This window comes from Kitasatospora sp. NPDC101235, from assembly GCF_044767505.1.
Classification (GTDB): domain Bacteria; phylum Actinomycetota; class Actinomycetes; order Streptomycetales; family Streptomycetaceae; genus Kitasatospora.
The window spans coordinates 307,474-330,608 of record NZ_JBIWNZ010000007.1 but is presented as its reverse complement, the minus strand read 5'-3'; the positions used below and the strand labels follow the sequence as shown (position 1 = coordinate 330,608).

At 71.3% G+C, this 23,135-nt stretch carries 15 protein-coding genes and 2 pseudogenes; 7 read left to right on the top strand and 10 right to left on the bottom strand.

Annotated features, from left to right (window positions below):
• Positions 1-177: 177 nt before the first annotated feature.
• The 3 genes from ACIRRH_RS15285 to ACIRRH_RS15275 all read left to right on the top strand — a co-directional run bounded on the left by ACIRRH_RS15285 (position 178) and on the right by ACIRRH_RS15275 (position 3,838).
• Positions 178-840 carry a hydrolase gene (locus ACIRRH_RS15285; protein ID WP_403066766.1) on the top strand — a complete coding sequence of 221 codons (663 nt, stop codon included), beginning with the start codon at positions 178-180 and terminating at the stop codon, positions 838-840.
• A 29-nt stretch (positions 841-869) separates the two neighbouring features.
• On the top strand, positions 870-1,352 hold the full coding sequence (locus tag ACIRRH_RS15280) for a DoxX family protein (RefSeq protein WP_403066764.1): 483 nt from the start codon (positions 870-872) through the stop codon (positions 1,350-1,352).
• Positions 1,353-1,858: 506 nt separating this feature from the next.
• Entirely contained in the window at positions 1,859-3,838 is a 1,980-nt protein-coding gene (locus ACIRRH_RS15275; protein WP_403066762.1) for a hypothetical protein, read from the top strand.
• Between the two features lie 63 nt (positions 3,839-3,901).
• Here ACIRRH_RS15275 and ACIRRH_RS15270 read toward each other — a convergent pair whose 3' ends face one another.
• The gene (locus ACIRRH_RS15270) at positions 3,902-4,363 is read right to left on the bottom strand and encodes an SsgA family sporulation/cell division regulator (protein WP_403066760.1); all 462 of its coding nucleotides are present in this window, start codon (positions 4,361-4,363) and stop codon (positions 3,902-3,904) included.
• A gap of 178 nt (positions 4,364-4,541) precedes the next feature.
• Positions 4,542-5,099: a Dps family protein gene (locus tag ACIRRH_RS15265; protein ID WP_403066758.1), complete on the bottom strand. Its 558-nt coding sequence runs from the start codon at positions 5,097-5,099 to the stop codon at positions 4,542-4,544.
• A 303-nt stretch (positions 5,100-5,402) separates the two neighbouring features.
• On the opposite strand from ACIRRH_RS15265, the gene ACIRRH_RS15260 reads away from it, so the two are divergent.
• Both ACIRRH_RS15260 and ACIRRH_RS15255 read left to right on the top strand, forming a co-directional pair.
• Complete coding sequence (locus ACIRRH_RS15260) at positions 5,403-6,239, top strand: alpha/beta fold hydrolase (protein ID WP_403066756.1); 837 nt, start codon at positions 5,403-5,405, stop codon at positions 6,237-6,239.
• Positions 6,240-6,396: 157 nt separating this feature from the next.
• Positions 6,397-7,320 carry a VOC family protein gene (locus ACIRRH_RS15255; RefSeq protein ID WP_403066754.1) on the top strand — a complete coding sequence of 308 codons (924 nt, stop codon included), beginning with the start codon at positions 6,397-6,399 and terminating at the stop codon, positions 7,318-7,320.
• 116 nt (positions 7,321-7,436) lie between these two features.
• Here the strand turns inward: ACIRRH_RS15255 and ACIRRH_RS15250 are convergent, their stop codons facing one another.
• The 3 genes from ACIRRH_RS15250 to ACIRRH_RS15240 form a co-directional block, all read right to left on the bottom strand.
• Positions 7,437-8,204 (bottom strand): alpha/beta fold hydrolase, encoded by a 768-nt coding sequence (locus ACIRRH_RS15250; RefSeq protein WP_403066752.1) that lies wholly within the window; start codon positions 8,202-8,204, stop codon positions 7,437-7,439.
• Positions 8,205-8,260: 56 nt separating this feature from the next.
• Positions 8,261-9,106, bottom strand: a complete 846-nt coding sequence (locus ACIRRH_RS15245; RefSeq protein ID WP_403066750.1) for a helix-turn-helix domain-containing protein — start codon at positions 9,104-9,106, stop codon at positions 8,261-8,263.
• Positions 9,107-9,355: 249 nt separating this feature from the next.
• Complete coding sequence (locus tag ACIRRH_RS15240; RefSeq protein WP_403066748.1) at positions 9,356-10,603, bottom strand: PucR family transcriptional regulator; 1,248 nt, start codon at positions 10,601-10,603, stop codon at positions 9,356-9,358.
• A 530-nt stretch (positions 10,604-11,133) separates the two neighbouring features.
• On the opposite strand from ACIRRH_RS15240, the gene ACIRRH_RS15235 reads away from it, so the two are divergent.
• Positions 11,134-11,589: an SsgA family sporulation/cell division regulator gene (locus ACIRRH_RS15235; protein WP_403066746.1), complete on the top strand. Its 456-nt coding sequence runs from the start codon at positions 11,134-11,136 to the stop codon at positions 11,587-11,589.
• 114 nt (positions 11,590-11,703) lie between these two features.
• On the opposite strand, the pseudogene ACIRRH_RS15230 reads toward ACIRRH_RS15235, so the two are convergent.
• Positions 11,704-11,898, bottom strand: a pseudogene (locus tag ACIRRH_RS15230) (integrase core domain-containing protein); the annotation flags it as partial.
• Between the two features lie 227 nt (positions 11,899-12,125).
• Between ACIRRH_RS15230 and ACIRRH_RS15225 the strand changes: the two are divergent.
• Positions 12,126-12,348, top strand: a pseudogene (locus tag ACIRRH_RS15225) (ATP-binding protein); the annotation flags it as partial.
• Between the two features lie 321 nt (positions 12,349-12,669).
• Here ACIRRH_RS15225 and ACIRRH_RS15220 read toward each other — a convergent pair.
• The 4 genes from ACIRRH_RS15220 to ACIRRH_RS15205 are packed head-to-tail and all read right to left on the bottom strand — an operon-like array spanning position 12,670 to position 23,111.
• Positions 12,670-14,826: a DEAD/DEAH box helicase gene (locus tag ACIRRH_RS15220; protein WP_403066744.1), complete on the bottom strand. Its 2,157-nt coding sequence runs from the start codon at positions 14,824-14,826 to the stop codon at positions 12,670-12,672.
• A gap of 2 nt (positions 14,827-14,828) precedes the next feature.
• Positions 14,829-16,163 (bottom strand): BREX system ATP-binding protein BrxD, encoded by a 1,335-nt coding sequence (gene brxD, locus ACIRRH_RS15215; protein WP_403066742.1) that lies wholly within the window; start codon positions 16,161-16,163, stop codon positions 14,829-14,831.
• 37 nt (positions 16,164-16,200) lie between these two features.
• Complete coding sequence (gene pglZ, locus ACIRRH_RS15210) at positions 16,201-19,101, bottom strand: BREX-2 system phosphatase PglZ (RefSeq protein ID WP_403066740.1); 2,901 nt, start codon at positions 19,099-19,101, stop codon at positions 16,201-16,203.
• The gene (locus ACIRRH_RS15205) at positions 19,101-23,111 is read right to left on the bottom strand and encodes a DUF6079 family protein (protein ID WP_403066738.1); all 4,011 of its coding nucleotides are present in this window, start codon (positions 23,109-23,111) and stop codon (positions 19,101-19,103) included. The genes pglZ and ACIRRH_RS15205 overlap by 1 nt, the downstream gene beginning before the upstream one ends.
• Between the last annotated feature and the right edge of the window lie 24 nt (positions 23,112-23,135).

Here is a 23,135-nt window from a genome sequence, read left to right as displayed (position 1 = left end):
TTCGGCGGTCGGCCGGCCCGGTGCCCGTGGTCGTGCGTTGTCGGAACAGTCCCGGGCGCAGAGCGAGCAGAACGGTCGGACCATCGCGGACTAGCGTTGTTGAATGTGACGCCGAGCCGATCCGGCAGCGTCCGACGCAGTGTCAATTCCCTGCATTTCCAAGGAAAGAGAAGAACCATGGTCGACTTCGCCAACGTCCACGCCGCCCCGAGCCCGGACCTGCTCACCCCGGACAACGCGATGATGCTGTTCGTCGACCACCAGCCGCAGATGTTCTTCGGCACCGGCAGCGGCGACCGCACCGCCATCATCAACGCCACCGAGGGCCTGGCCAAGGCCGCCAAGATCTTCAACGTGCCGACCGTGCTGTCCACCGTCGCCGCCGAGTCCTTCTCCGGCCCGATCCTGCCGCAGCTGAAGGCCGTCTTCCCCGACCAGGAGATCATCGACCGCACCTCGATGAACGCCTGGGAGGACGAGGCCCTGGTCGAGGCCGTCAAGGCCACCGGCCGCAAGAAGATCATCCTGTCCGGCCTGTGGACCGAGGTCTGCCTCGTCCTGCCCGCCCTGTCCGCACTCGACCAGGGCTACGAGGTCTACGTCGTCGCCGACGCCTCCGGTGGCGTCAGCCCGCTGGCCCACGAGCACGCCCTCCAGCGCATGACCGCCGCCGGCGCCGTCCCCGTCACCTGGATCCAGGTCCTCCTGGAGCTCCAGCGCGACTGGGCCCGCACCGAGACCTACGTCGCGGTCACGGACCTGGTCAAGGAGCACGGCGGCGCCTACGGCATGGGCCTCGTCTACGCCCAGTCGATGATCAACCCGCACGCCGCCGGCTGACGGACCCCCTCGATCCGACGGAGTCCGACATGAACACTGGCCTTCTCCTGCTGCGCCTGGTCGCCGGTCTGCTGATCGCGGGCCACGGCGTCCAGAAGGTCAGCTTCCACCTCGGAGGGGGTGGACTGGAGGGCGGCAGCGCCGAGTTCCGGGGCGACGGATTCCGCGGCGGCAAGCTCACCGCGATCGCCGCCGGCGGCACCCAGCTCGGGGCCGGGCTGATGCTGGCTCTCGGCCTGCTCACCCCGCTGGCCAGCGCGGGTGTCATGGGGGTGATGACCGTCGCCCTGACGGTCAAGTGGCCGCACGGGCTGTGGGTGCAGCACGACGGGTACGAGTTCCCGTTCGTCCTGATCGTCATCGGCGCGGCACTCACCGCCACCGGCCCCGGACAGTGGTCGATCGACGGGGCCCTCGGGCTGGCGCAGTGGCCCCTGTGGTGCCTGCCCGCGGCCGTCGTCGCCGGCGTGGGCGGCGGGCTGGTCACCCGCCTCGCCCTGCACCGCAGCTGAGGCAGGACACGACACAACGGGATCGGGCCCCCGGACGGGAAACCTTCCAGGGGCCCGATCCCGTTCGGCGCATTCGAGGCGCTTGGTGATCCAGCCACGGACGAAGAACAGTAGGGACCGAAGGGTTCCGGAAGTACGCACTCGATGACACCGGCCGGGTCGGCCCGGCCGGGCACTTCGCGAACGACGGCCGTGCGACGCCTCGAACCCGGCGCCAATTCGCCCGGTTTCTGCCGAATGTGACGGCCGATCGGGCCGTTTCCGGATCCGGCTCGCCGAACCACCTCGCGCCGGACTGCCGAGCTCCGCATTAACCGAAGGGAAAAGCCCGGCTCCTGGGCCATGAAATCTCGTGATCGCGATCCGCGAACCTGACAAAAGTGTCAACAAGGCTGCCGGTGACTGCTAAGTTACCCGTCGGTCAGGGCCAGTGCGACTGCTCCGGGCAGTGTGCCCACCACAAGTCACCACCGCTCCAGCACCGTTGACACGAAGGGACCCTCCACGTGACCGTGCGCAAGCTGACGTTGTCAGCCGCCGCGACAACCACCGTGCTCATCCTCTGCGGCGCCATCCTGAACGGAGCAGCGGCATCACCGGCCGCTGCGACCACCACACCGGCCGCGACAGCGGCAGCCACCCCGACCGCGTCGCCCGACCCGTCGGCTTCGCCCGCCGACCCCACCACGTCGGCGACGCTGGCGCCCCCGACGTCCGGCACGGCCGCGGCCACGGTGGCGACGCCGGCGCAGGGCAGCGCGCCGGCCACCGCCACCACCGCCCCGGCCCTCGCGCTCTCCTCCTACGACGCGAACACCGGCACCGCCGTACTCGCACCGGCCACGACCGGTCCGCAGTCGCCGTCCGCCCTGGCCGCGGCCCCCGAGACCGCCGCAGCCGCCCTCCAGCCCGGGCAGCTGATCGACAGCCCGCCCACCCCGGCGGCCCCGCACGGCGCGCTGGTCGCCGTCACCGGCGTGCAGCCGACGGCCGACGGGAAGGTGGCCGTCACCACCCGCCCGGCCACCCTCCCCGAGCTGCTCGGCGGAACCAGCACCAGCCTGCGAAGCGCCGTCAGCCCGAGCACCTTCCAGGTCGAGCCCCAGATCGGCGGCGTGCAGGTCACCACCGACTTCGGCGCGACCTCCGGCCAGGGCTCCGTGTCCGGCAGCCTGGGGCTGACCGCCAACGCCACCGTCCCGCTGCCCGACGGCAGTTCGGCGACGCTCTCCGGCTCTGCCTCCATCCACCCGGCCATCGACTTCTCCTACCAGGGCGGCCTCGGCCTCCTCGCCCCCCAGCAGGCCCGGGTCGGCTTCACCCTGGGCGCGCACGCGGACTGGCGCGTCAGCGCGAACCTCAGCGCGAGCACCACGCCCATCCGGATACCGCTGGCCAAGTACAGCGCCAGCCCCGTGCTGATGGTGGGCCCCCTGCCCGTCGTCATCAACCTGAACTTCACCCTCTCCGCCGACATCAGCGCCGACGGCACCGTCACCCTCGACGCCGAGCAGGCGTACGACGGCCAGTGGGGCGTCCACTCCGACTACGTCAAGGACTCGGGCTGGACCACCACCACCGACCCCGGGAACTCCACCGTCTCCCCGCTGCGCCTCAACCTCAAGGGCGCCGCCTCGGCGAAGGCCGGCCTGCTCGCCGAAGGTTCGATCGCCCTGTACGACACGGTCGGCGTGAAGGCGTCCATCGAGCCGTACCTGCGGGCCACGGTCAACGGCTCCATCGTCCTCGACGGCGCCGGCACCACGCCGGCCGTCAACGGTGCGGCGGCCCTCTACGGCGGACTCGACATCAACGGGGCCCTGATGGCGCGGCTCGCCATCCTCGGCACCCCGATCCTGTCGGCGGACCTGCCCTTCCTCGCCTTCCACCGCGAATGGCCGCTCGCCTCGGTGAGCGTCGGGCAGCCCCCGGTGCCCCTGGTGAACTGGAGTTCGCTCAGCGCCGGCCTGTTCGACGACAACCAGTCCGCGTACCTGAAGACCCGGCCGGACTGGGACCCGTGGGCCCTCAAGGCCTCCTGCCCGGACGGCAGCCGGCTGATCGGGCTCAGCTTCGGCGGTGACAACGGCCTGTGCACGGACGTCACGAAGGCGAACCTGTGGGAGGCCGGCCACTCGTTCGTCGTCGACCACGGCGGCACCTACGTGACCACCGACTGGGCGCCGGGCTACTCCAAGGCCCAGTGCCCCGCCGGCTCCGTCATGACCGGATACAGCCGCAACGGCCGGACGATGGGCGCGCTGTGCGCCAAGTCCGCGACTGCGCTGGGGGCTTCGACCCGCACGCTCTGGTTCGACAAGGGTGACAACCGCCCCACCGCGGCCAAGGGCGGTGACTTCTCGTACGGCTTCGCCAAGGGCCAGTGCGCGGACGACGAGGTCGTCGCGGGCATGGCCTACAGCCAGCCCTGGTGGCAGCTGTGGGCGGCGCGGCCGTACGCGCTGCTCTGCCAGAAGCTCGCCTGACCATCGCACAGCCCACCGGTCCGGTCGTCACCCCTCCATCGGGTGGCGACCGGACCGGTCGTTTCAACGGCCGCCGACCAGTCGGCTCAGTTCGGCGTCCCAGTCGATCAGTTCGGATTCCCTGCCACGCGGCACGATGGCGAAGCTCCGATCACGGAGCCAGCTGTGCACCGGCTCGAACGGAACATCGATCGAGGCGGTGTCGTCGTCCCCCCTGAGCGTGATCCGCAGCTGCCGGCGGCCGTGGCAGCGGCAGGGCGGCAGGACCCGCACGTCACCCATCCCGGCCGCCCTGTGCAAACCCTTCCACAGCAGGTCGCGGGAGAACTCCCACGTCCCGACCGCCGGGTCGGAGCCGGGGAACTCCATGACCACCGAGAACGGCTCGTCACCGCGGTACACGAAGCGCACCGGCAGGTCGATGAACCTGCCCTCCCCGAGCTGGAGTTGTGCGCCCAGGTCGAGTGTGGCGCAGTCCGCGCCCGCCGCGGGGCCCTGGTCGGGGAACGGATGGCGTCCGGGCACGGGATCTCCAGGGGCGATGGGTGGACAGGTGCAGCCGCCCACGGGTCGGCCGCGCGGCTCCGGCGATCGTGCGGGTAGCGCCGGATCCGGTGAGCGGCGCGAAGAGTGCCGGGCCCGCCGACGAACGGGCCCGGCACTGAGCGGGCCGGGCCTGCCGACGAACAGGCCCGGCCCGCGGTCACGCCCCGTTCTCGGGGGTGACGACCAGGTGCTCGGCGAGGAACCAGACCTGGGTCTCGCCGGTGCGGATGATCTGGGAGACCAGGAGGTCCTGGGTGCCGTCGTCGCCGAGCTCGGCCGTGCGGGTGGCGGCGTCACGGACGTCGGCGAGGATGGTCTCGTGCGCGTCGAGCAGGCGCGAGAGCATCGACCGCACACTCTCGATGCCGTCCGGCGGGCGCGGCACGTCCGTGATCTGCGCGGCGTGCCGGGGGTCGCCCACCGCGACGCCGCCGAGGCTCTGCACCCGTTCGGCAAGCGCGTCGACCAGCTCCAACTGCTCCTGGGCGTGCTTGTCGAGGAGCAGGTGCAGCTGGTAGGCGGTCGGCCCACGCATGCCCCAGTGGTACTTCTTGTACAGCGCGTACAGGAACTGGGTGTCCGCGAGGACGCGGTTGAGCCGCTGGCACGAGTACTGCCGGGCGTCATGGGAGAGCGCGATCGGCAGCTGGGTGACGGTGCCGAACTGCTGGATCTCGGGGCCGTGCTGGTGGAGTCGCGGCTGCTGGCTGGTCATGGTGTTCCTGGGGATTCTCGGGCGTGGGGTAGTCAGTCGTCCGCGGAACGGATCACTGACTTCTTCGGCCATCAGGCTAGGAACGCACGGGCCCAGGGCCTGTCCCGACCGCGCACTGTCGACGGTCGGTCCGCGCACCGGATGCGGGAGTCGAGCCGCTGTCACCTGTCCGTCCCCACGGGTGCTCCCGGCCACAGCACTCTCGGACGACTCGGGGTGCTCTCAGAGGCAACCGGCCGACGGCGGACGACCCTAGCGTGTGACCCGTCGCAGCCACACGCTGCCGTAAGGAAAGGAAAACCCGTGCCGTACATCACCGTTGGCCAGGAGAACACCACCTCCATCGACCTCCACTACGAGGACCGCGGCACCGGCCAGCCGGTCGTCCTCATCCACGGCTTCCCGCTGAACGGCGCCTCCTGGGAGCGCCAGGAGGCCGCGCTGCTGGACGCCGGCTACCGGGTCATCACCTACGACCGCCGCGGCTTCGGCCGGTCCTCGCAGCCGACCACCGGCTACGACTACGACACCTTCGCCGCGGACCTGAACACCGTGCTGGAGACCCTCGACGTCCGCGACGCCGTGCTGGTCGGCTTCTCGATGGGCACCGGCGAGGTCGCCCGCTACGTGGGCACCTACGGCTCCGAGCGCGTCGCCAAGGTCGCCTTCCTGGCCTCCCTGGAGCCGTTCCTGCTGAAGACCGAGGAGAACCCGGACGGCGCCGCGCCGAAGGAGTTCTTCGACGGCATCGTCGCCGCCGTGAAGGCCGATCGGTTCGCCTTCTACACCGGCTTCTTCAACGACTTCTACAACCTCGACGAGAACCTCGGCACCCGGATCAGCGAGGAGGCCGTCCGCAACAGCTGGAACGTCGCCACCTCCGGCGGTGCCTTCGCCGCCTCGGCCGCGCCGTCCACCTGGTACACGGACTTCCGCGCCGACATCACCCGCATCGACGTCCCGGCCCTGATCCTGCACGGCACCGGCGACCGCACCCTGCCGATCGACAACACCGCGCGCCCCTTCCACAAGGCGCTGCCCACCGCCGACTACGTCGAGATCGAGGGCGCGCCGCACGGCCTGCTCTGGACCCACGCCGAGGAAGTCAACACCGCGCTGCTCGCCTTCCTCGCCAAGTGACCAGGACGGCCGCCACCCCCGACCGCGGCCGTCCGCCCATCGTCGGTACCGCCGTCACCGCCCCAGGCCCGGCGGTGACGGCGGTACCGGCCACACCCGCGCCCGGCGCCCGCTCCACGCGGGCGCCGGGCGCGCACCACGACCAGGAGGTCCCTCCGTGAAGCTTCGATTCGCCCGCCGCGTGGTCCCGTTGGTGGCGGCGGTCGCCGCGCTGACGGCGGTCCCCGTCGCCTCGGCAACCCAGAGCACCCCGGCGAAGCAGCCGGGCGCCCACCAGCAGTTCGCCGTCGGCCCGCAGTACGACACCACCCACGTCTACGTCGCGCCCGGCACCGAGCAGGCCTTCGTGGCCAGTTGGACGTCCACCTTCGGCGGCACCACGATCGGACCGGTCTCCACCCAGGTGACCCCGACGCCCAGTCGGACGCTGTCCGAGCTGGTGGTGTCCCCGGTGGGCACGCTGTCGGTGTTCGACTACACCACGCCCGTCCCGTACCCGTTCGGCACCGAGCGCACCGGCTGGCTGGTCACCGACCTCGACCAGGCGGTCAAGGCCGCCCGCGCCGACGGCGCGACCGTGACCGTGGCACCGTTCGCCGACCCGATCGGCCGGGACGCCGTCGTCCAGTTCCCCGGCGGGGTCAGCGCCCAGCTCTACGTGCACACCGGCCCGACGTCGTACCCGGCCCTGGCCAGCGTGCCGGAGAACCGGCTCTACCTGTCGCCGGACGCCGTCGGCGCCTTCCTCAACAGCTACGTCGCCTTCACCAAGGGCCGCATCGTCTCCGACGACCGGAAGGCCGACGGCGCCGTCCTCGGCCTTCCCGGCACGACGTACCGGCTCATCCGCCTCACCTCCGGGTTCGGCACCACCACCGTCGCGGTGACGGACGGCCACCTGCCCCACCCGTTCGGCCGGGAGCTCACCGGCTACGGCGTGACGGACCTCGGCGCCACCCTGGACCGGGCGAAGGCCGCCGGCGCCTCGGTGCTGTGGGGACCGGTCCGCGCGGACGGCCGGGACAGCGCGATGGTCGAGTTCCCGGGCGGCTACATCGCGGAGATCCACACTGCCCGGTGACCGGCGTGACGCGCTCGCCGGTGGGCGGCCAGGCCCCTCGTCGCCCGGCCGCCCACCGGCGCGTTCGGCTCTCTGGCCCGCACCCGCACCCGCACCCGCACGATGGCCTGTCCGTCTCACCGCCCGCCGGGTGCCGCTCCCGCGCTCGGGGGCGTGACCGGTCGTACGGAAGGCGACCTGGCGGCGTCGTGGATGAGTTCCGCGACCGCGGTCGGCCGGGAGACGGCCACCGCGTGGGAGGCGTCGGGCAGTTCGAGGACGGTGGCGCCGGCGCGCCGTGCCGTGAAGCGCTGGATCGACGGGGGCAGTGCCTGGTCGGCCCCCGCCACCAGGGCCCACGAGGGCGTGGTGCGCCACGCCGCCGCCGTCGGCGCGTCGGTGAGCACCCGCTCCGCGACGGGGCGTTGGAGTGCGGCGAGCACCTGGGCCACCTCCTCGCCGAGGTCGGCCGCGACGAACGGCCGGAAGCACTCCCGGGGAACGCTGAGCTCCGTCGCCCGCTCGGTGCCGTCCGTGGTGAACTCCGTACGCCGCAGCCGCGGGATGAGCGGCGACGGGCCGAAGCGGCTCGCGAGCGCGTTGTGGCTCTCCCCCACGTCGGGGAGGTAGGCCGCCACGAAGACCAGCGCGACGACGTTCGGGGCGCCCCCGGCCTCCGTGATCACCGCACCCCCGTAGGAGTGGCCGACCAGGACGACGGGGCCGCCGATGTCCGCGACGACGGACGCCAGGTAGGCGGCGTCGTGGGCCAGTCCGCGCAGCGGGTTCGCGACGGCGAGGACCGTCAGGCCGCGTCTGTGGAGTTCGGCGATGACGCCGAACCAGGTGGTCGCGTCGGAGCAGCCGTCGTGGACGAGCACGACGGTGGGCCGGGTGGACTGCATGGCTGCCTTTCGGATGGCGCCGGACGGCCGGACGCAACAGGACGGAGGAGGCGGGTTCAGGAGGGGGTGCGGCTCTCGCTCTGTGCGGCGTAGGCCTGCCACTCGCGGGGCGACACCCCGTAGGCGTCGCGGAACGCCCGGCTGAAGTGGGAGTGGCTGACGAAGCCCCACCGGTGCGCGACGGCGGAGACACTGGTCTGCCGGCGGGACGGGCGCTCCAGTTCCCTGCGGCAGGCGTCCAGGCGTCGCTGCCGCACCCACTGGCCCACGGTCGTCCCGTCCTGCTGGAAGAGCTTGTGCAGGTACCGCACCGAGATGTGCTGCGACCGGGCGATCGCTTCGGGCGCGAGGTCCGGATCGGCCAGGTTCTCCTCGATGTGGGCACGGATCCGCGACAGCAGCTCGGCCGAGCCGGTCGGGTGCTCCGGGTTCTCCCGTTCGAGTAGGTCGGTCACCAGGATGGCGACGATGTCGGAGACACTGCGCGCCAGGTGGTTGCCCGGCCGGGCCCGGTGCGCCCGGGCCTGGGTGGCGAGCGTCCGCAGCACCTGCGAGGCGAGCGAGCCGATGCCCTCGTTCCCCCGCGCCATCAGCCCGCCCGTGCGCCGGACGTCGCCGTGCCGGACGCCCAGGTAGAAGCAGGGGACGCGGAAGTGGACCATCCGGCACTCGGCGTCCTTCAGCAGGCCCGCCGGGTGCACGGTGGTGCCGATCAGCAGGTCCCCGGGGGCCAGGACGGTGCTGGCACCGTGGCGTCGGACGGAGGCCGCGCCGTGGACGTGCAGGGCGACGTAGAGGCAGTCCTCGGGGTCGGTTCCGGGCGGTGGGGAGAGGATGTCGATGCAGCCGCTGCCGCCGTCAGGGGCGGTCTGGTCAAGCTGGTGGTACTGGGTTTCGGGCATGAGTGAGGGACCCGACAGGATCACGGGAGGCTCCGACCGGTTTCGAATCGTTCAGTACAGGTGCTGGGGAGGGTGGCCTGCCGCGCCGCTGGGCGGTCACGGCGGCGGAGGGATCAGGAGAGGGGATGAGCGGCAGCTCGTAGTGAAGATTCTCACCGGACACCGAACCGGTTGACCACCGACCGACGTAGGGATTGCCCGACGAAGCTTCATCGCTCTGTAGCAACGGCGCTTCGGCGATGCTCCGGGTCAGGCCGGTACCTCCGGGGAGACCTGCAGCAGGTCCCACAGTCTCAGCCCCGTGTGCAGGACGAGGCGGTGCGCACCGTTGTCCAGGTCCAGGCCCGTGATCTCCTGGATCTGGCGCAGGCGGTAGTACAGCGAGGTGCGGTGGACCTCCAGGACCTCCGCGGTCCTGGGCACCGACCCGGCGTTCTCCAGGAAGCAGCGCAGGGTCTCCTCCAGCCGGGAGTTGCCGCCGCCGTCCAGCAGAAGCCGCAGCGGCTTCGGCAGGAGGGATTCGTTGAGCGCGCTGTCGGGCAACTGGAGGAACACGGTGTACTCCCCGAGCCGCTCCCAGTCGCCGATGCCCTCCAGCCGGGGCAGCCGACGGGCCGCGCGCGCCGCCACCCGGGCCTGGTCGTAGGAGATCCACGCGTCGGCGAGCGCCGTGCGACGGCCGCCCACGCCCACCACGACGGTCGGCCCCGGGCCCAGGAAGGTCGTCAGGGAGCGGACGACGGCGCGGCACTGCTGTTCCAGGTCCTCCTCCGCCGGTTCCCGCTCGAAGACCTGCACCAGGACCGCCCGGTCCTGCTCGACCGCCGGCAGGCCACGGGCCGTACGGGTCTGCCGGAACGGCTCCAGCGCGCCGCGCAGCGCCACCGCGACCTGCCCGGAAGGCGCCCGCTGCCCCGAGACGGCCACGCTGGTCACCACGACGTGGGGGCCCGCCGGAAGGAGGCCGTCGTCCACCAGACGCCGGTGCGCCTCGCAGCGCTGCACCGAGTCCGGGCCGACCAGCCGGCTCACCAGCCGACGGGTGTGCTCCTCGTCGTCGTCCGAGGCCAGCCGCTCGGCGTACATCTCCACGGCCACGGCACCGGCGGCCTTGTCGATGGCCGCGATCTCGGCCTCCGTGAGGGGCTCCCCCGCCGCCACGACCATCAGGATGCCCAGCACGTGGCCCCGCTCACGGATCGGGACGCAGTAGCGCGGCTGCATCCCCAGGTCGTCGCGGCCCGGCAGGACCCCCGGACGGGTCCACTGGGCGACGCCCTGCGACAGCACGTAGCGGATCGTCTCGTCGTCCGCGATGCCCTGCAACAACGTGCGCACCCGCACCCGGTCCTCGTCGCCGAAATGCCTACTGGTGCAGATCATCCGCACCAACGGGTCGTCGAGGACGACGGAGCGCCCCAGCTCCTCGGCCAGACCGTCCACCAACGCCTGCAGCGCCTCGCCTCCCGAGCGTGCGCGCTGGATCCACATCGTCATGATCAAAAGCCTCCCGGCGCCATTCATACAAGGAGCGAAACGGGATGGACAAACCTTCAACAAATCGAGGATTCGGCGGCTCCGCCCGGGTTGGACGGCGGCCGCCCCGGGGCAGCGCCCACCCCCGGAAGAGGCTCCGCGCGCGACAGCGAGATCCGCGAATGAGCCTTCGACACAACGGAGTTGAGTTCATGCGAGACAATGCGGCAACAGGCCGGCCCCCGACCGCCGGAGCGAGCGGATGTGGCGGCGAGGAGCCCACACCCCGCCCGGCACGTCGAGCGAACGGTGCGCGGATCGTCACCTCGCGGTGCACGGCCGGAACATCCCCGCCGGCACCTCTCCCTAGCCTGAGGAGCGATTCCGCCTCCCCCTGCTCCTCGGCAGCTCCCAGGGCCCGAGGCGAGAGCGTCGCGCCGCCACCGGCACCGGCACCGGTGCCCCGACCGTCCGGCGCGCCCCGACCCGATCGGACGGCCCCACTCGGCCCCTCTCGGCCCCACCCCTACACCGCCCGCCCAGGAGAACCCATGCCCGCGCACCACTCCCTCTCCAACCCTCAGCCCCACCCGGAGGTGACCAGCACCGACATCGTCCTCGACGCCCGGCTCGTCCTCGGCGAGCACGAGTCCGTCGACATCCCGGTGCGCTTCGGCTACCGCAGCGACGACCCGCTCGCCGTCGCACTCGAGTTCCTCGGCCCCGCAGCGGAAGCGGGCACCTGGCAGTTCTCCCGCGACCTCCTGTGGGAGGGCCTGCAGAAGCCCGCGGGCCTCGGCAACGTCCGCATCTGGCCGCCCTGCACCTGCCACGGCCGCGCCTCCCTGCGCATCATGCTCCGGGGATGCGGCAGCGTCGTCCTCGTCGACCTCCCGTCCCGACAGGTCCGCCGCTGGCTCCGCCGGGAGACCTTCACGCTGGTGCCCCAGGGGTCGGAAGGCGCCCTGATCGACTGGACCGCCGAACTGGACGACCTGGCCGGCTGACACCGTCCACGTCCAGGGCGTAGCACCGGCCCGGTCGAAGATGGCGCCCTCCCCCTGGCCATGCTCGCCTCCTGCGCGAGCGCGTGCTCGTCCGGCAAGCAGGCGCCCGGCCCCGCGGCTGGCGGGTGGCCGGCCCTTGAGTGCGGTGTGTCCGCGGTGGTGATCGTAGGTGTGGAGCCAGGCGGGGTAGGCGTCGCGGCGTTCCTGTTCGGTGCGGTAGGGCCTGGCGTAGGCCCATTCGTCGAGCAGGGTGCGGTTGAAGGGTTCGACCTTGCCGTTGGTCTGCGGGCGGTAGGGGCCTGCAGTTCGGCTGATGAACGGCAGGAAGAGCTTCTCCTCGTTCGTGTTCGCCGGCGTTCAGCCGAACGAGGCTGGGCGCTTTCGCACAGCGGTACCGGTCGGGCCTTCAACTGGCACGCACTCGGACGTGCACTGGGGGTAGGGTTTTGCCCTGTCATCAGCGCGGCCCGCCGGGCTTCCCTCCAGGGACATGCCCCCACCCGCACGAGTCACTTCGTGCTGCCTGGGAGCATTCCTTGCTGTTCCGCGACTCCGCGTCCGCGGTCGCCGCCGAGAACCTGGCCGGATCACTGTTCGTGCCGCCTCATCGATCAGTTCGTCCACAAGCACGGCCACAAGCCCAGCCCATCTGAGGTGCGTTCCTGGGAACGGAGCATCCCGGTCCTGACCAACGCGCTCCTGGACGCTGGGCTCGGCATGGTGGAGGTACTCCTCGAGTACTCCCTGCCGCTCAACAGCCCCGCGCCAAGCTGCGGGAGCTGGTAGCTGGCCATCAGATAGGCCAGGACACGATAGAACGCGAGTATCACGACTGATGGTCACTCGTTGATTCCACGCGGGGCACACGGGGTGGATCGGGCTGCGCGGCCCGGAGAAGTCCCGCAGCCCGGACAGGTCAACACTAGCCAATTGGTCAAGACCAATAACCTGACAGGGTATGAGGCCACCGATGGGACTTGACCGGCAGGGAGACGGCCTGCCCGGTTCGGCGTCGACGACGGTGGATTTCGTGCTCCCCTCGGGAACCGCGTGCGGCCCGTCACGAACACTCGCGGGCTTTCAACCGCCCCACTCGATGCGCACCGGTTCCCGGGCCGCGGCCAGGGCGCCGTCAAGGTCGGCCAGTCGCTCCGCGAGGGTGGCTGTGGCAAGGCGCTCGGGGAGCGCGGTGGAGAACTTCAGGCCGCGAACTGCGCGCGGGTCGACCGAGGGCAGGGTGAGGGAGCCGGGCAGTTCCGCGCGGGCTGCCTTCCAGTCGGCTGGGGAGAGGTCCTGGCGGAGGCGTACGTGGGTGTCGGTGGGGCGTTGGACGGGGTCGGCGAGATTGCCGAGGGAAGCAGTGAGGGTCGCGTTGGCCCGGTAGCCGGCCCAGGTCCACCAGCGTGCCGCGTCGGCGTCGCGCACCAGGAGACTTCCGGCGGGATGGACTTCGTGTGGCGCCCGTTCGGTACGCAGCACCGCGAGGGCGGTCTCCGCACGGCGGGTGAGGCGGACGCCGGGGTCTTCGCCGAGGAGCACGTCGCGCATCGCACGCGAAAGGGCGAAGGACAGGCCGCGGAACTCGCTGCCCTGCCACTTGGCCACGCCGCCGTCCTGGACCGGTTCGACGAAGACTCGCCGCCGCGCCCAGTCGGTGAAGGTGACTTGCCAGCTGCGTCCGGCGAGCAACAGTCGCCGTGGCCCTGGCCGTTCCTCGGTGAGTACGGAGGGGTCGGTGGTGCCGATCTCTGCCCGTCCGGCGAGCACGGTGAACTCGGGAGGGGCCGTGAAGGAAGCGGTGAGTTCCATGAAGTGCCGTCGCCCGAAGGCCTTCTCGGCCTCGGGTCCGATGAACAGCATCCCGCCGTCCCGGTCCAGGAAGCCCTGTGCGGTGAGGTGGTCGACGAGGGGCTGAGCGGAGGCGTCGAACGGCGCGAGGCCGTTCCACTGCTCGGCCCACACCCGGTCGCCGAGCTGGTGCTGCTGCAGGATCACCGCGAGGAGCTGCTGGGCGACCAAGTGGCGGGGCGAGGGCGGCGGGGTGATGGGCTCGACCCAGCCGCGCGACCACAGCGTGAGCAGGCCGGCTGCCTGGAGCAGGGTGTCCTCGCGGGTCGCCAGGAAGAGGCAGTTGCGCGACGAGCCCGCCCGTCGCCCGGTACGGCCGATACGCTGCAGGAACGAGGCAACGGTGGATGGTGAGTCGATCTGGATGACACGGTCCAGGTCGCCGACGTCGATGCCGAGTTCCAGCGTGGACGTGGACACGATCACGCAGTCTCGGGCCTCGGCGAACGCCGCCTCGGACCGGGCGCGCTCCTGGACCGACAAGGAAGCGTGCGAGAGGAAGACCGTGACCTCGCGCTCCCGCAGTGCGGCACCCAGTTCCTCGACCTGCCTGCGCGAGTCGCAGAACACGAGCCGTTTCTCGCCCCGGTGCAGGGCCTCGATCACCTTGGCGGCATTGGCGAGCGAGCCGACGTAGTCCAGTTCCACGTCGCCTGGCGGACGCGCAACTACCTTGCCGGAGACATCGGATGCGTTGGATGCGGGGGGCAGGTCCGGTGCGACGACCCGACCCGACCGCTCGTTCGGCCGGGCCCCCTGCAGCCATGTGAGCAGCCTGTCGGGGTTGCCGACCGTCGCGGAGAGGCCGATCCGCTGGATCGGCTTGCCGGTCATGCGCTCCAGACGTTCCAGTACGGCGAGCAGATGCCAGCCGCGGTCGTCGGCGGCGAAGGCGTGCACCTCGTCGATGACGACGGCCCGCACCTGGCCGAGCATCAGCGCATGGTCCGTCTTGACGCTGATCAGCATCGCCTCGAGCGACTCAGGTGTGGTCAGCAGCACGTCAGGGGCATCGACTCGAATCCGGCGCCGCGCGGCCTCCGAGGTGTCGCCGTGCCAGAGCGCGGCGCGGCGCCCGAGCCACTGCGCATAGCCGTCGACGCGGTGGACGAGGTTGTTCAACAGGGCTTTCAGCGGGGCCAGATACAGCACTGACGTTCCCGTCCAGTGCTGCTGGGCCATGGCGGAGAGCACGGGGAAGACGGCCGCTTCCGTCTTGCCGCCCGCCGTCGGGGCGAGCAGCACGGTGTCCTCGCCGTCGAGAAGTGGCCCGACAGCCGCCTTCTGGAGGGGGCGCAGGTCGGGCCAGCCCAAGGTATTGACGATGTGGTGCACGATCACCGGATCGAGCCGCTCCACCGGGTCCGAACCCACTGCTTCCGAACCCACCGCTACAGCTCCAGCTCGATCTCGTCCGCCGACCCGGTGAGGGCAGCCGCGTTGCGCTCCACGTCGGTCAGGTCACCACCACGCAGGGTGAGGCGGTAGTGGGCGCGCGGATCGAACTCGGGGAACTGGTCGACACGGTCCAGGACATCGCCTACGAGCTTCTTCAGGAACACCCGCGGCGCCACCCCCGCCTTTCCGCCCAGCGCCCCGCCGACCGCGCCCGCCAGGTCGGCGATGTACGTGTCGTCGGCGAGCTTGCCGATCCGCTCCGGGGAGTCGGCCCCCTGCGCGTACAGGTCGCGGATGGTGGCACCGAGCGTGATGAGCGAGCCGGTCGTGAAGCCGGGCAGCCGCACCTGCACGGCACGCGGGTTGTCGAAGCGCGGGTCGGTGGTGAAATCGGTGGCCAGGCGCTGCGCGAGCGGTGCGAGGCGCTGCACGCCCTGCTGGCCGTCGTAGAAGGCTGGAGTGCCCGTGATGATCAGGTACAGGCCGGGGAAACGGCCGGAGTGCACCTCGTCGATCAACTGCCGCAGCGCGTTGAGGGCCTTGTCACGGGCGTCGGACCGTACCCGCTGCAGTGTCTCGACCTCGTCGAGTACCAGGACCAGGCCCGCGTGCCCGCTGTCGCGCAGCACAGTGAGCAGGCCCTGCAGGAACCCGAACGCACCGAAGTGGTCCAGGTCGCCCCGCACCCCTGCGGTCCTCCGGGCAGAGGCGGCGACGTGCGGTTGTCCGCCGAGCCAGGACAGGACGGCGGAGGCCGTCGGCTCGTCACCGGCCTGGAGCGCCTGCCGGTACCCGCGCAGCGCGGTCGCGAAGGCGGGTGCGTGCCGGGACACCTCGGCGAGCCGCGCGGTGAGCAACCGCTCGACGGCGGCGGGCAGTTCGTCCTCACTCGCCCCGTCGTCCAGCGCGTCTTCCTCCAGCGCGTAGAACCATGCGTCGATGACCGGCCGCAGCGCACTGGGCGGGAAACTCGCCGTGGTCAGCCGCTCGGTGAGCCGACGGTACACCGTCTCCAACTTGTGCAGCGGCGTCTCCGTCTCGGAGATCTGCACTTCGGCGACGGCGAACGTACGGCGCTTGGCGCGTTCGGCGAGCCACCGGGTGAAGAACGTCTTGCCGGAGCCGTACTCACCGCGTACCGCCTTGAACACCGATCCGCCGGACGCCGCCGTCTGCAGCTCCTCGTCCACGGCCTGCTCGAACCGGTCCAGACCGGTGGCGAGGAGGTCCAGGCCGCTGTCAGGGACGGCGCCGCGGCGCAGCGCGTCGAGTACGGCCCGCCGCCGCACCGCGCCCACAGCACCGCTTGCCGCTCCAGGGTTGTTCACGTGCCTACGTTGCCCTTCCAGTCGGGATGCAGGGGGCTTACAGCTCGAACTGGGTGCGCAGGAGCGTCCGGTTGAGCCGCAGCGTGCGGTTGTCGGGGAGGATCTCCAGGATCGGTGCGCCGTCGTGGTTGAGGAGCTGCGCGAGGGTCGCCGCGAAACCCGCCGCACGCGCAGCGGGCTGCCCGGCGCGCTCGGCGAGCGCGGTCATCGACAGCGTGCCCGCTTCGACCAACGCGGTCAGCGCGCGCGGCACCGCATCGCCGCGCGGCTTGCGGGCGAGCAGATCGATCTGCGCCTGGTAGAGCTCGCTCGCAGTCAGCCGTCGCACGAGGTCGGAAGCAGGTCCTACGGACGGTGCGGGCTGCTCCGGCTGCGGTGCGGTCTGCGGTTCCGGCTGCGACTCGGGGACGACGACCTGGTCGATGTCGAACAGGCCGAGGGTCGCTTCCGCCGGCTGCTGCGTACGTCGGCGACTCGGCTTCTTCGCATTGTTCGCGGAAACGGACGGGGCTGGCGGTATAGCGGGTTCGCGGACCTCGGCCTCGGTATCGAGGTGCCACCATGCCGGTGTCGGATCGCTCACCTCCCGCCATCCCTTGGGTGGTTCGGCGCCGAACGGCAGCAGCGCGAGGACCGGGATGGTGACCTCGGCAAGGGTGGCGCCGCCGTGGTAGCCGGCCTTGCGGGCGGTGTAGCGGCTGTCATGGTCGCGGAGGGCGACGATCGCCGCGTCGGGCTCGGGCCACACCACCCGCGGCCCGGACAGCTCGACCTCGTACTCGGCCACAGGACCGCCCGGCGTACGGTGCCGCGCGGAACCGATGACACCGCTGCCGGCCTCCACGCGCTCGCCGTGCCGGTCGACGACGTGCCCGTGGTCGGAGGTGATCAGTACGGTCATGCCCGACGCACGCGCGGCGCGAAGCAGCGGGGCGAGCCCGCCGACCTCACCGACCGTCCAGGCGCCGTCGCCGAGCTTCTGTTCCTTGGCGAGCCGGTCGTCAATGGTGTTGAGGACGACCGCGACATGCCCGCGCTCGTCTGCGAGGGCCGCGCTCAGGGCGCCCGAGAACGGCGATCCGGTCTCCTCGGACCGCAGGTCGTCCTTGTGGAACACGGCGGCAGGGGCGTTCTTCCAGAAACGGTGCTGAGGGAAGATCCGCTTCTCGTCCCCCTGGTCGCCCTTCATCAGCGTGCCCGCGAACAGGCTGGTGCGGCTGACGGCAGTCAGCGTCGGCAGTGCCGCCGCCATCGCCCGCCGTACCGGCCCGGACTCACCCGCGGTCCCTGCCAGGGGGTCGAACTCGGCCCAGCTGCGCCGCAGTTCCTCGCCGAGCTCCGCGGCGATCGCCGCGCTCATGCCGTCGACGACGAGCAGCAGGACACGCCGCCCCACGGAGGTCGACGTTATCGGCGCAACGACGCTCTCCAGGAACGTCTCCACCGTCAGCAGTGACTTCGGCGGTGTGCCCGCTGCGGTCCACACGGCGAGCCGCTCGGAGAACTCGTGGTCCAGGCGCTGGCGTCGGGTACGTACCTCACGGGCGACGGTGTCGTACGCGGCCGCGAGGACGGCATCCTCGTCGCCGCCGGCCTCCAGGTGCTCCAGTGCACGGTCGACCCAGCCGAACTCCGCCATCTGCCGCTCTATGCCCGCCGCCACGGTGGGGATCTCCGCGGAGGGTGAGGAGCTGAGCCACCGCCGTAGCCGCGCCGCCATCCGCACCCGCTCGACACGGGCCAGAGCCTGCGTCTCCCCGGCGAGCGCATGCTCGGACAACTCTCCCAGGACCTGAGTCAGTTGTGCGTGATCCTGCGTGGCCAGCGCCTGGCCGGCCGCCGTGAACCGGGCGTCGAGCCCGCCCTGAAGCACCAGGCTCGCTCCGGCCACCGACTCGGCGCCGAACTGCGCGGTGAGTTGCGCGGCTCGCGCGAGCACCGGGTCGGCGAGTCGGTGCTCGCCGCGCTCGAGCAGGGAGCGCACATATCCCTCTCCAGTCCGGCCGAACACGGCGAAGAGCTCGTCCAGTTCCTCGCCCTTGCCGGGCGGCCGCTCGCCGAAGAACCGCTCGGCGCGCCCGCGCGCCCGGAACACCGCCTCGCCGCCGCTCCCGTTCGCCCACAGGGCGGCGCACACCACGGCGAAGGCGAGTGCGTCCGCGCCGTTGCCCGCCTCGCACAGCGCGGCGACGCAACGCCCCGTCGAGCCCGCCTGGTCGGGCTCGCCGAGGAACCGTCCGATGCCCCGCCTCTCGGCGGCCCGGGCCCCGGCGAGGCGCTGCGGACCGCCGGGCAGCAGCGTCCAGCGCAGCAGCTGTACCGCGTCGATCCGCTCCCCGGCCGCGGACGGCTCCACCAGGCCCGCCTCGGCGGCCTCGTCGAGGCCGAGGATGCGCCGGGCGAGCAGCCCGAGCGCCTCATCGCGTGAGAGCACCTGCCTGCCCAACCCGGCTCGGTCGAGCCGCCCGGCCGAGCCGAGCAGGGCCTCGGCCGCCCACTTCTCGGCGCGCAGCCGTGCGTCGATGTCCTGAGCGCCGAACGCGGCCCGTACGACCTCCCAGTTGTCGACTTCGCGGATCCGCCGCCCGTAGGTGCGTGCCAGGAGCGCAGGGTCGAGCTCGGTGTCCTCCCGGTCCGTCAGGACGACGAGGACAGGCGGGTCGGCAGGGCCTGCTTTGCCGCCACCACTCAGGTGAAGCAGGATCTGCTCGTGCACACCGAGCACCGAAGGTACGGCCGCCACCCGGGCGCGCACCCCGTTCGGGGCGCGCAAGACGGCAGGCCCGTCCCACGCCGGGGCGGCCCGCAGCAGGAGGACACGGCGCTCCCCGTCGTTCAGGGCGCTGCGCGAGGCGACGTACTGAGCGACGGTGGCCGCCGGAAGCCGCGGTGGTCCTGCGGGGGCGACGGCCGTGTCGGACGTGGCGGTCTCGGACATCAGTCGACGACCTTCCAGGTGATCTCGACGGTGGCGTTCGGGTCCAGCTCGGCCAACCCGGCGATCTCCGCACGCAGCGAGGCGACGGCCTGCGCGGCGGTGGTACGGCCGCCGCCGGAGCGGCGCGCACCAGGCTTGCGCGGGGTGCCCGCCTCTTCCCCGCCCGCCGCTTCTCCGCTGCTGACCGGCGGGTGTGCGGAACCGCCGTTGAGGTCGATGTCGTCGGGCTTCGCGACGACCACCGGCTCCGGCCTGTCGGCCTGCTGTTCGGCCTGCTGCCTGGCCGCGCGCTCGCGCTGCACCAGAGCGATGACCTTGCTCCCAGCCGTGCTCAACAGCGCAGGAAAGTCCGGGAATTCGACGGGGTCGCCCGCAGCAGCCTCCTGCAGGCGGGAGACGATCGTCAGGCCCTCGACGCCGTAGCCGTCGGCCAGCTTCAATTCCTCCCAGCCCGCCCGGTGCAGCGCGTCCACCACCTTCCCGGCCGTCTTCAGCGACGTGCCGAACCGCTGCGCCGTGAACCCGCCGAGGTCGAACCGCGCGAGTGCCTCCACGACACCCTTCGCCCCGCCCGAAGCGGCAGCGGTCCCCGCCACCGTGCGGTCCCCGGCCAGTGTCCGCACCAGGGCGGTGGCCCGCCGCGCGAGATCCAGGCGCGGCGAGGCGTCGTCCAGCCCGAGCTGCGCCCGGTTCCGCTCGAGGGCGGCCACCAGCCGGTCCGCGTCCTCGACGCAGCTGGACGCCTGCTGCCGGATCTGCCCGGCGAACTGGTTGACGATCCGCCCACGCCGCAACTGCGGCGGCTTCGCGCCGAACACCGCCTGGAAGCGGGCCTGCGCCTCCGCCCAGTCCGTCTCGTCGGGCATGGGCTGCTCGCGCAGCCCGTACGTGAGCCTGAGGTCGGCAGGTGCGGCAGGGGCGGGGTCGATCAGCGATCCACCGAGTACCCACACCCGGTCGGTCATCTCCGCGTACGCCGAGGCCACCAGCTTCTGCAGCGCCTCGGGCAGACCGCGTGGTGCGGGCTTGTCCATCCAGTCGCCGAGCCGCACGAGGGTCGGCTCGGCCACTCCGTCCTGGCGGGCGAGCCGCTGGAAGTGGTCGGGCCAGTACGAGGACTGCTTGTAGTACGCCTCCTGCTGGGTGCCCAGCTGCAGGCCGCCCGCGATCCGCGCCATCACCTTGCGGTCCTTGGCGGCGACCTCGGCCCGCCCATCCGGGCTCTCCGCCGCCTGACGCACGTACCCGAAAACGGTACGCAGGTCGGCAGGGGTCACCGCGAACCCGCGATTCTCCGGGTCGAGGTTGGGGTGGGCCGGGAACTGCTCGGCGAGGAGTTTGCCCGCGAGTTCGCAAGCGGCGCCGTGCAGGGTGGCGCCGAGCGGCAGCTTCAGCTTGTCCTCGGGCAGGTCGCTCCGGAGCGACACGAGGTGCTGGTCGAAGTCGAGGGCGACCTTGCCCTCCTTCTTCTGCTCCAGCCCGTACGCCTGCTTCAGTGCCTTGCCGAGTTCCTCGGCGAGGGTCTCGCGCTGTGAGGCGAACATGCTCTTGGCGCGGATCTTGTCGTCGGGCTTGAGACGGCGCGCGTACTCGTTGTCGAAGCGGTCGTCGTCGGCGAGGAGCTTGTCGATGACGACGAGCAGCTCGAAGTCGTCGCGCGCGGCGCGGGTGAGGTGGCTGGGCAGCCACGCCAGGGTGCGCACCGTGCCGCCGGTCCTGTCGCGCACCTTGCGCAGCCGCTGCACGTCGTCGACCGGTGTGAACTCGCCCTCGTCGTACGGCAGATCGACCACGAGGCGCCAGGCGTCGTCGCCGGCGGGACCGAGGTCGAGCTCGTTGAGCGAGTCGACGTCGGCGACATTGCCGAACACCACCTCGACGTGCCGCTGGGTGCCCTTCCACACCAGGTTGAGCAGGTCGTACCCGCCCAGTCCGTCCGGGCCCGGGGTGATGGCCAGGGCGTCCTTCAGCAGGGCCTGCATCTTGGCCTTGCGTGCGCCCTGATTGTTGTGGACCCGGGCATTGGCGAGGACCGCTTCCAGGTCGATGCCGGTGAGTTCGAGCCGGACGGCGGGACTGGCCTCCGTGCCCGTCCGCTTGATCTCCGGGATCGCGGCCGCCCACTCACCGACCTTCGTGAACAGCCGCGACACCTCCGTGCCCGGGATCATCGTGATGATCGACCCGTAGTTGAGCGCGTTGAGGCGCTTCAGCGTCAGATCGGCGAGAGCCGGCACGGTCGGTGCGAGCGCGGACAGCAGCAGGGTGTGCATCAGCCGCAGGTCGCCGGTGAAGTCCCGGCAGCGGGAGACCAGCTGGGGGTCGGCGACGGACTTCGGGTCGCGTTGGTACGCGGCGACGGTGTCCTCGTCGAGGTTGTGCGTGCGCAGCAGGAACGGCCGCAGCTTCTCCTGGTACAGCCGGTCGGCCGCCTTGAAGTGCACCTCCTCCTCACCCGTGAACGCCTGGTCGCCACCGCCCACGAGCGCCGGGTACAGGTCGCCGAGCGGGACGAGCTGCCCGAGCCGCCAGTCGTCGCGATGGTCGGAGAGCAGCTGCCCCATCAGCTTCAGACCGGTGCGGGAGCGTTGCAGCGCACCCGAGATGTGGACGAGGGTGTCCATGAAGGCGGGAGAGAAGGGGTAGGTCCGCCGGAACGATTCCTCGTCGGCTCCGGTCGTGGACTTGTCGTCCCCGAGCAGCGTCTGCCACACATCGGGACCGAGCCGCTTCGCCTCGTCGAAGGCCGTGTCGATCTGCGCCTCAGCCTGGCGAGTGAGCGGCTTGAGGAGCCGGGCCTGGGCGATCTGGGGGAGGTTGCGGTCCTCCAGCGTGATCTTGTCGAAGCGGCCGATGCTCAGCTTCAGCCCCTCCTGCACGGCCACCTCGGCAGCGCCCGACAGCTCCTCGCCCACGAGTTCGCGCAGGTCACGCTGGCGCGCGATGAACGACACGATCGGGATGGCCCGCCGCTCGTCGGCGCCCTCCACCAGGTTCGTGATCTTGTCGGCTTCGCGGGACATCGCCTTCTGATCGGAGATCAGGCCGGCCAGCCACAGGATCAGCTCGTCCATGAAGAGGATCAGGCCGTCGTACCCGAGTGACTTGGCGTGCTCGGCGATGATCCCGAGCCCCTTGTCGAGAGAGACGAACGCGTCCGCATCCTCCGAGGAGTTGCGTGCGAAAGCCGGGAAGAGAGTCTGCGAGAGATCCTGCACGAGCCGGGCGCGCAGCTCCTGCGGGGTGGTGGGGTTCTTGAGATCGAGCTGCTTGGTGTTCTCGTGCTCCTCGGGCGCGGACACCGCGGTGTCGAGCAGCCCGGACGTCCAACGGAACGAGGTGTCGCCAGCAGGGACGAGATCGCCCCAGCCGTCGTCGGCGTCGGCAGGCGCGGCGGCAGGTGATAGGTCGGGCGAGGCCGCCTGGGACAGCTGCTCGATGACCTTTGCATCGCCGTTGAGTCGACGTTGCTGCGCGAAGTCCTCGAAGAGACCGTCGGTGCGGTAGACCTGCGGCAGCGGGGCGGTGGGGTGCAGCTTGCGCACATGATCGACGTAACGGCCGAGCACACGCTGTTCGAGGGACTTCGCCGACAGCATGTGGTACGGCACGAGCAGGAACTTGCGGCCGTCCTCGTCCAGCCACGCGTGATTGGCGCGTACGGTGTCGAACTCCTCATGGGAGCGAACCGCCTGATGCCCGGACAGCAGCGCGTACAGCACCGCCATGAAGTGCGACTTACCGGAACCGAACGAACCGTGCAGATAGACGGCCTTGGACGAGTGTGCGTCCAACGACGCCTTGATGTAGCCCAGTGCCTCCTCGAAGTTCTTCTTCAGCCGGTCCGTGACGACGTAGTCGCGCAGCGCCGCCATCGCGCCCTCGGGGGTGACGGCTTCACTCAGCCGCAGCACGTAGTCGGACGTCGACACCGTTTCCTTGATGTCGATCAGCTCGCGCAGCAGCGGCCGGTCCTCGGCGCGGGGCTTGCCCTTGCTCATGAATGCCATGGTCTGACTCTCTCGCCTCTCCGG

Excerpts from the sequence above, each read along its gene's own strand:
- ACIRRH_RS15285 (WP_403066766.1), top strand. The coding sequence starts at position 178 with ATGGTCGACTTCGCCAACGTCCACGCCGCCCCGAGCCCGGACCTGCTC.
- ACIRRH_RS15280 (WP_403066764.1), top strand. The coding sequence starts at position 870 with ATGAACACTGGCCTTCTCCTGCTGCGCCTGGTCGCCGGTCTGCTGATC.
- ACIRRH_RS15265 (WP_403066758.1), bottom strand. The coding sequence starts at position 5,099 with ATGACCAGCCAGCAGCCGCGACTCCACCAGCACGGCCCCGAGATCCAG.
- ACIRRH_RS15250 (WP_403066752.1), bottom strand. The coding sequence starts at position 8,204 with ATGCAGTCCACCCGGCCCACCGTCGTGCTCGTCCACGACGGCTGCTCC.
- ACIRRH_RS15245 (WP_403066750.1), bottom strand. The coding sequence starts at position 9,106 with ATGCCCGAAACCCAGTACCACCAGCTTGACCAGACCGCCCCTGACGGC.
- ACIRRH_RS15240 (WP_403066748.1), bottom strand. The coding sequence starts at position 10,603 with ATGACGATGTGGATCCAGCGCGCACGCTCGGGAGGCGAGGCGCTGCAG.
- ACIRRH_RS15235 (WP_403066746.1), top strand. The coding sequence starts at position 11,134 with ATGCCCGCGCACCACTCCCTCTCCAACCCTCAGCCCCACCCGGAGGTG.
- pglZ (WP_403066740.1), bottom strand. The coding sequence starts at position 19,101 with ATGTCCGAGACCGCCACGTCCGACACGGCCGTCGCCCCCGCAGGACCA.
- ACIRRH_RS15205 (WP_403066738.1), bottom strand. The coding sequence starts at position 23,111 with ATGGCATTCATGAGCAAGGGCAAGCCCCGCGCCGAGGACCGGCCGCTG.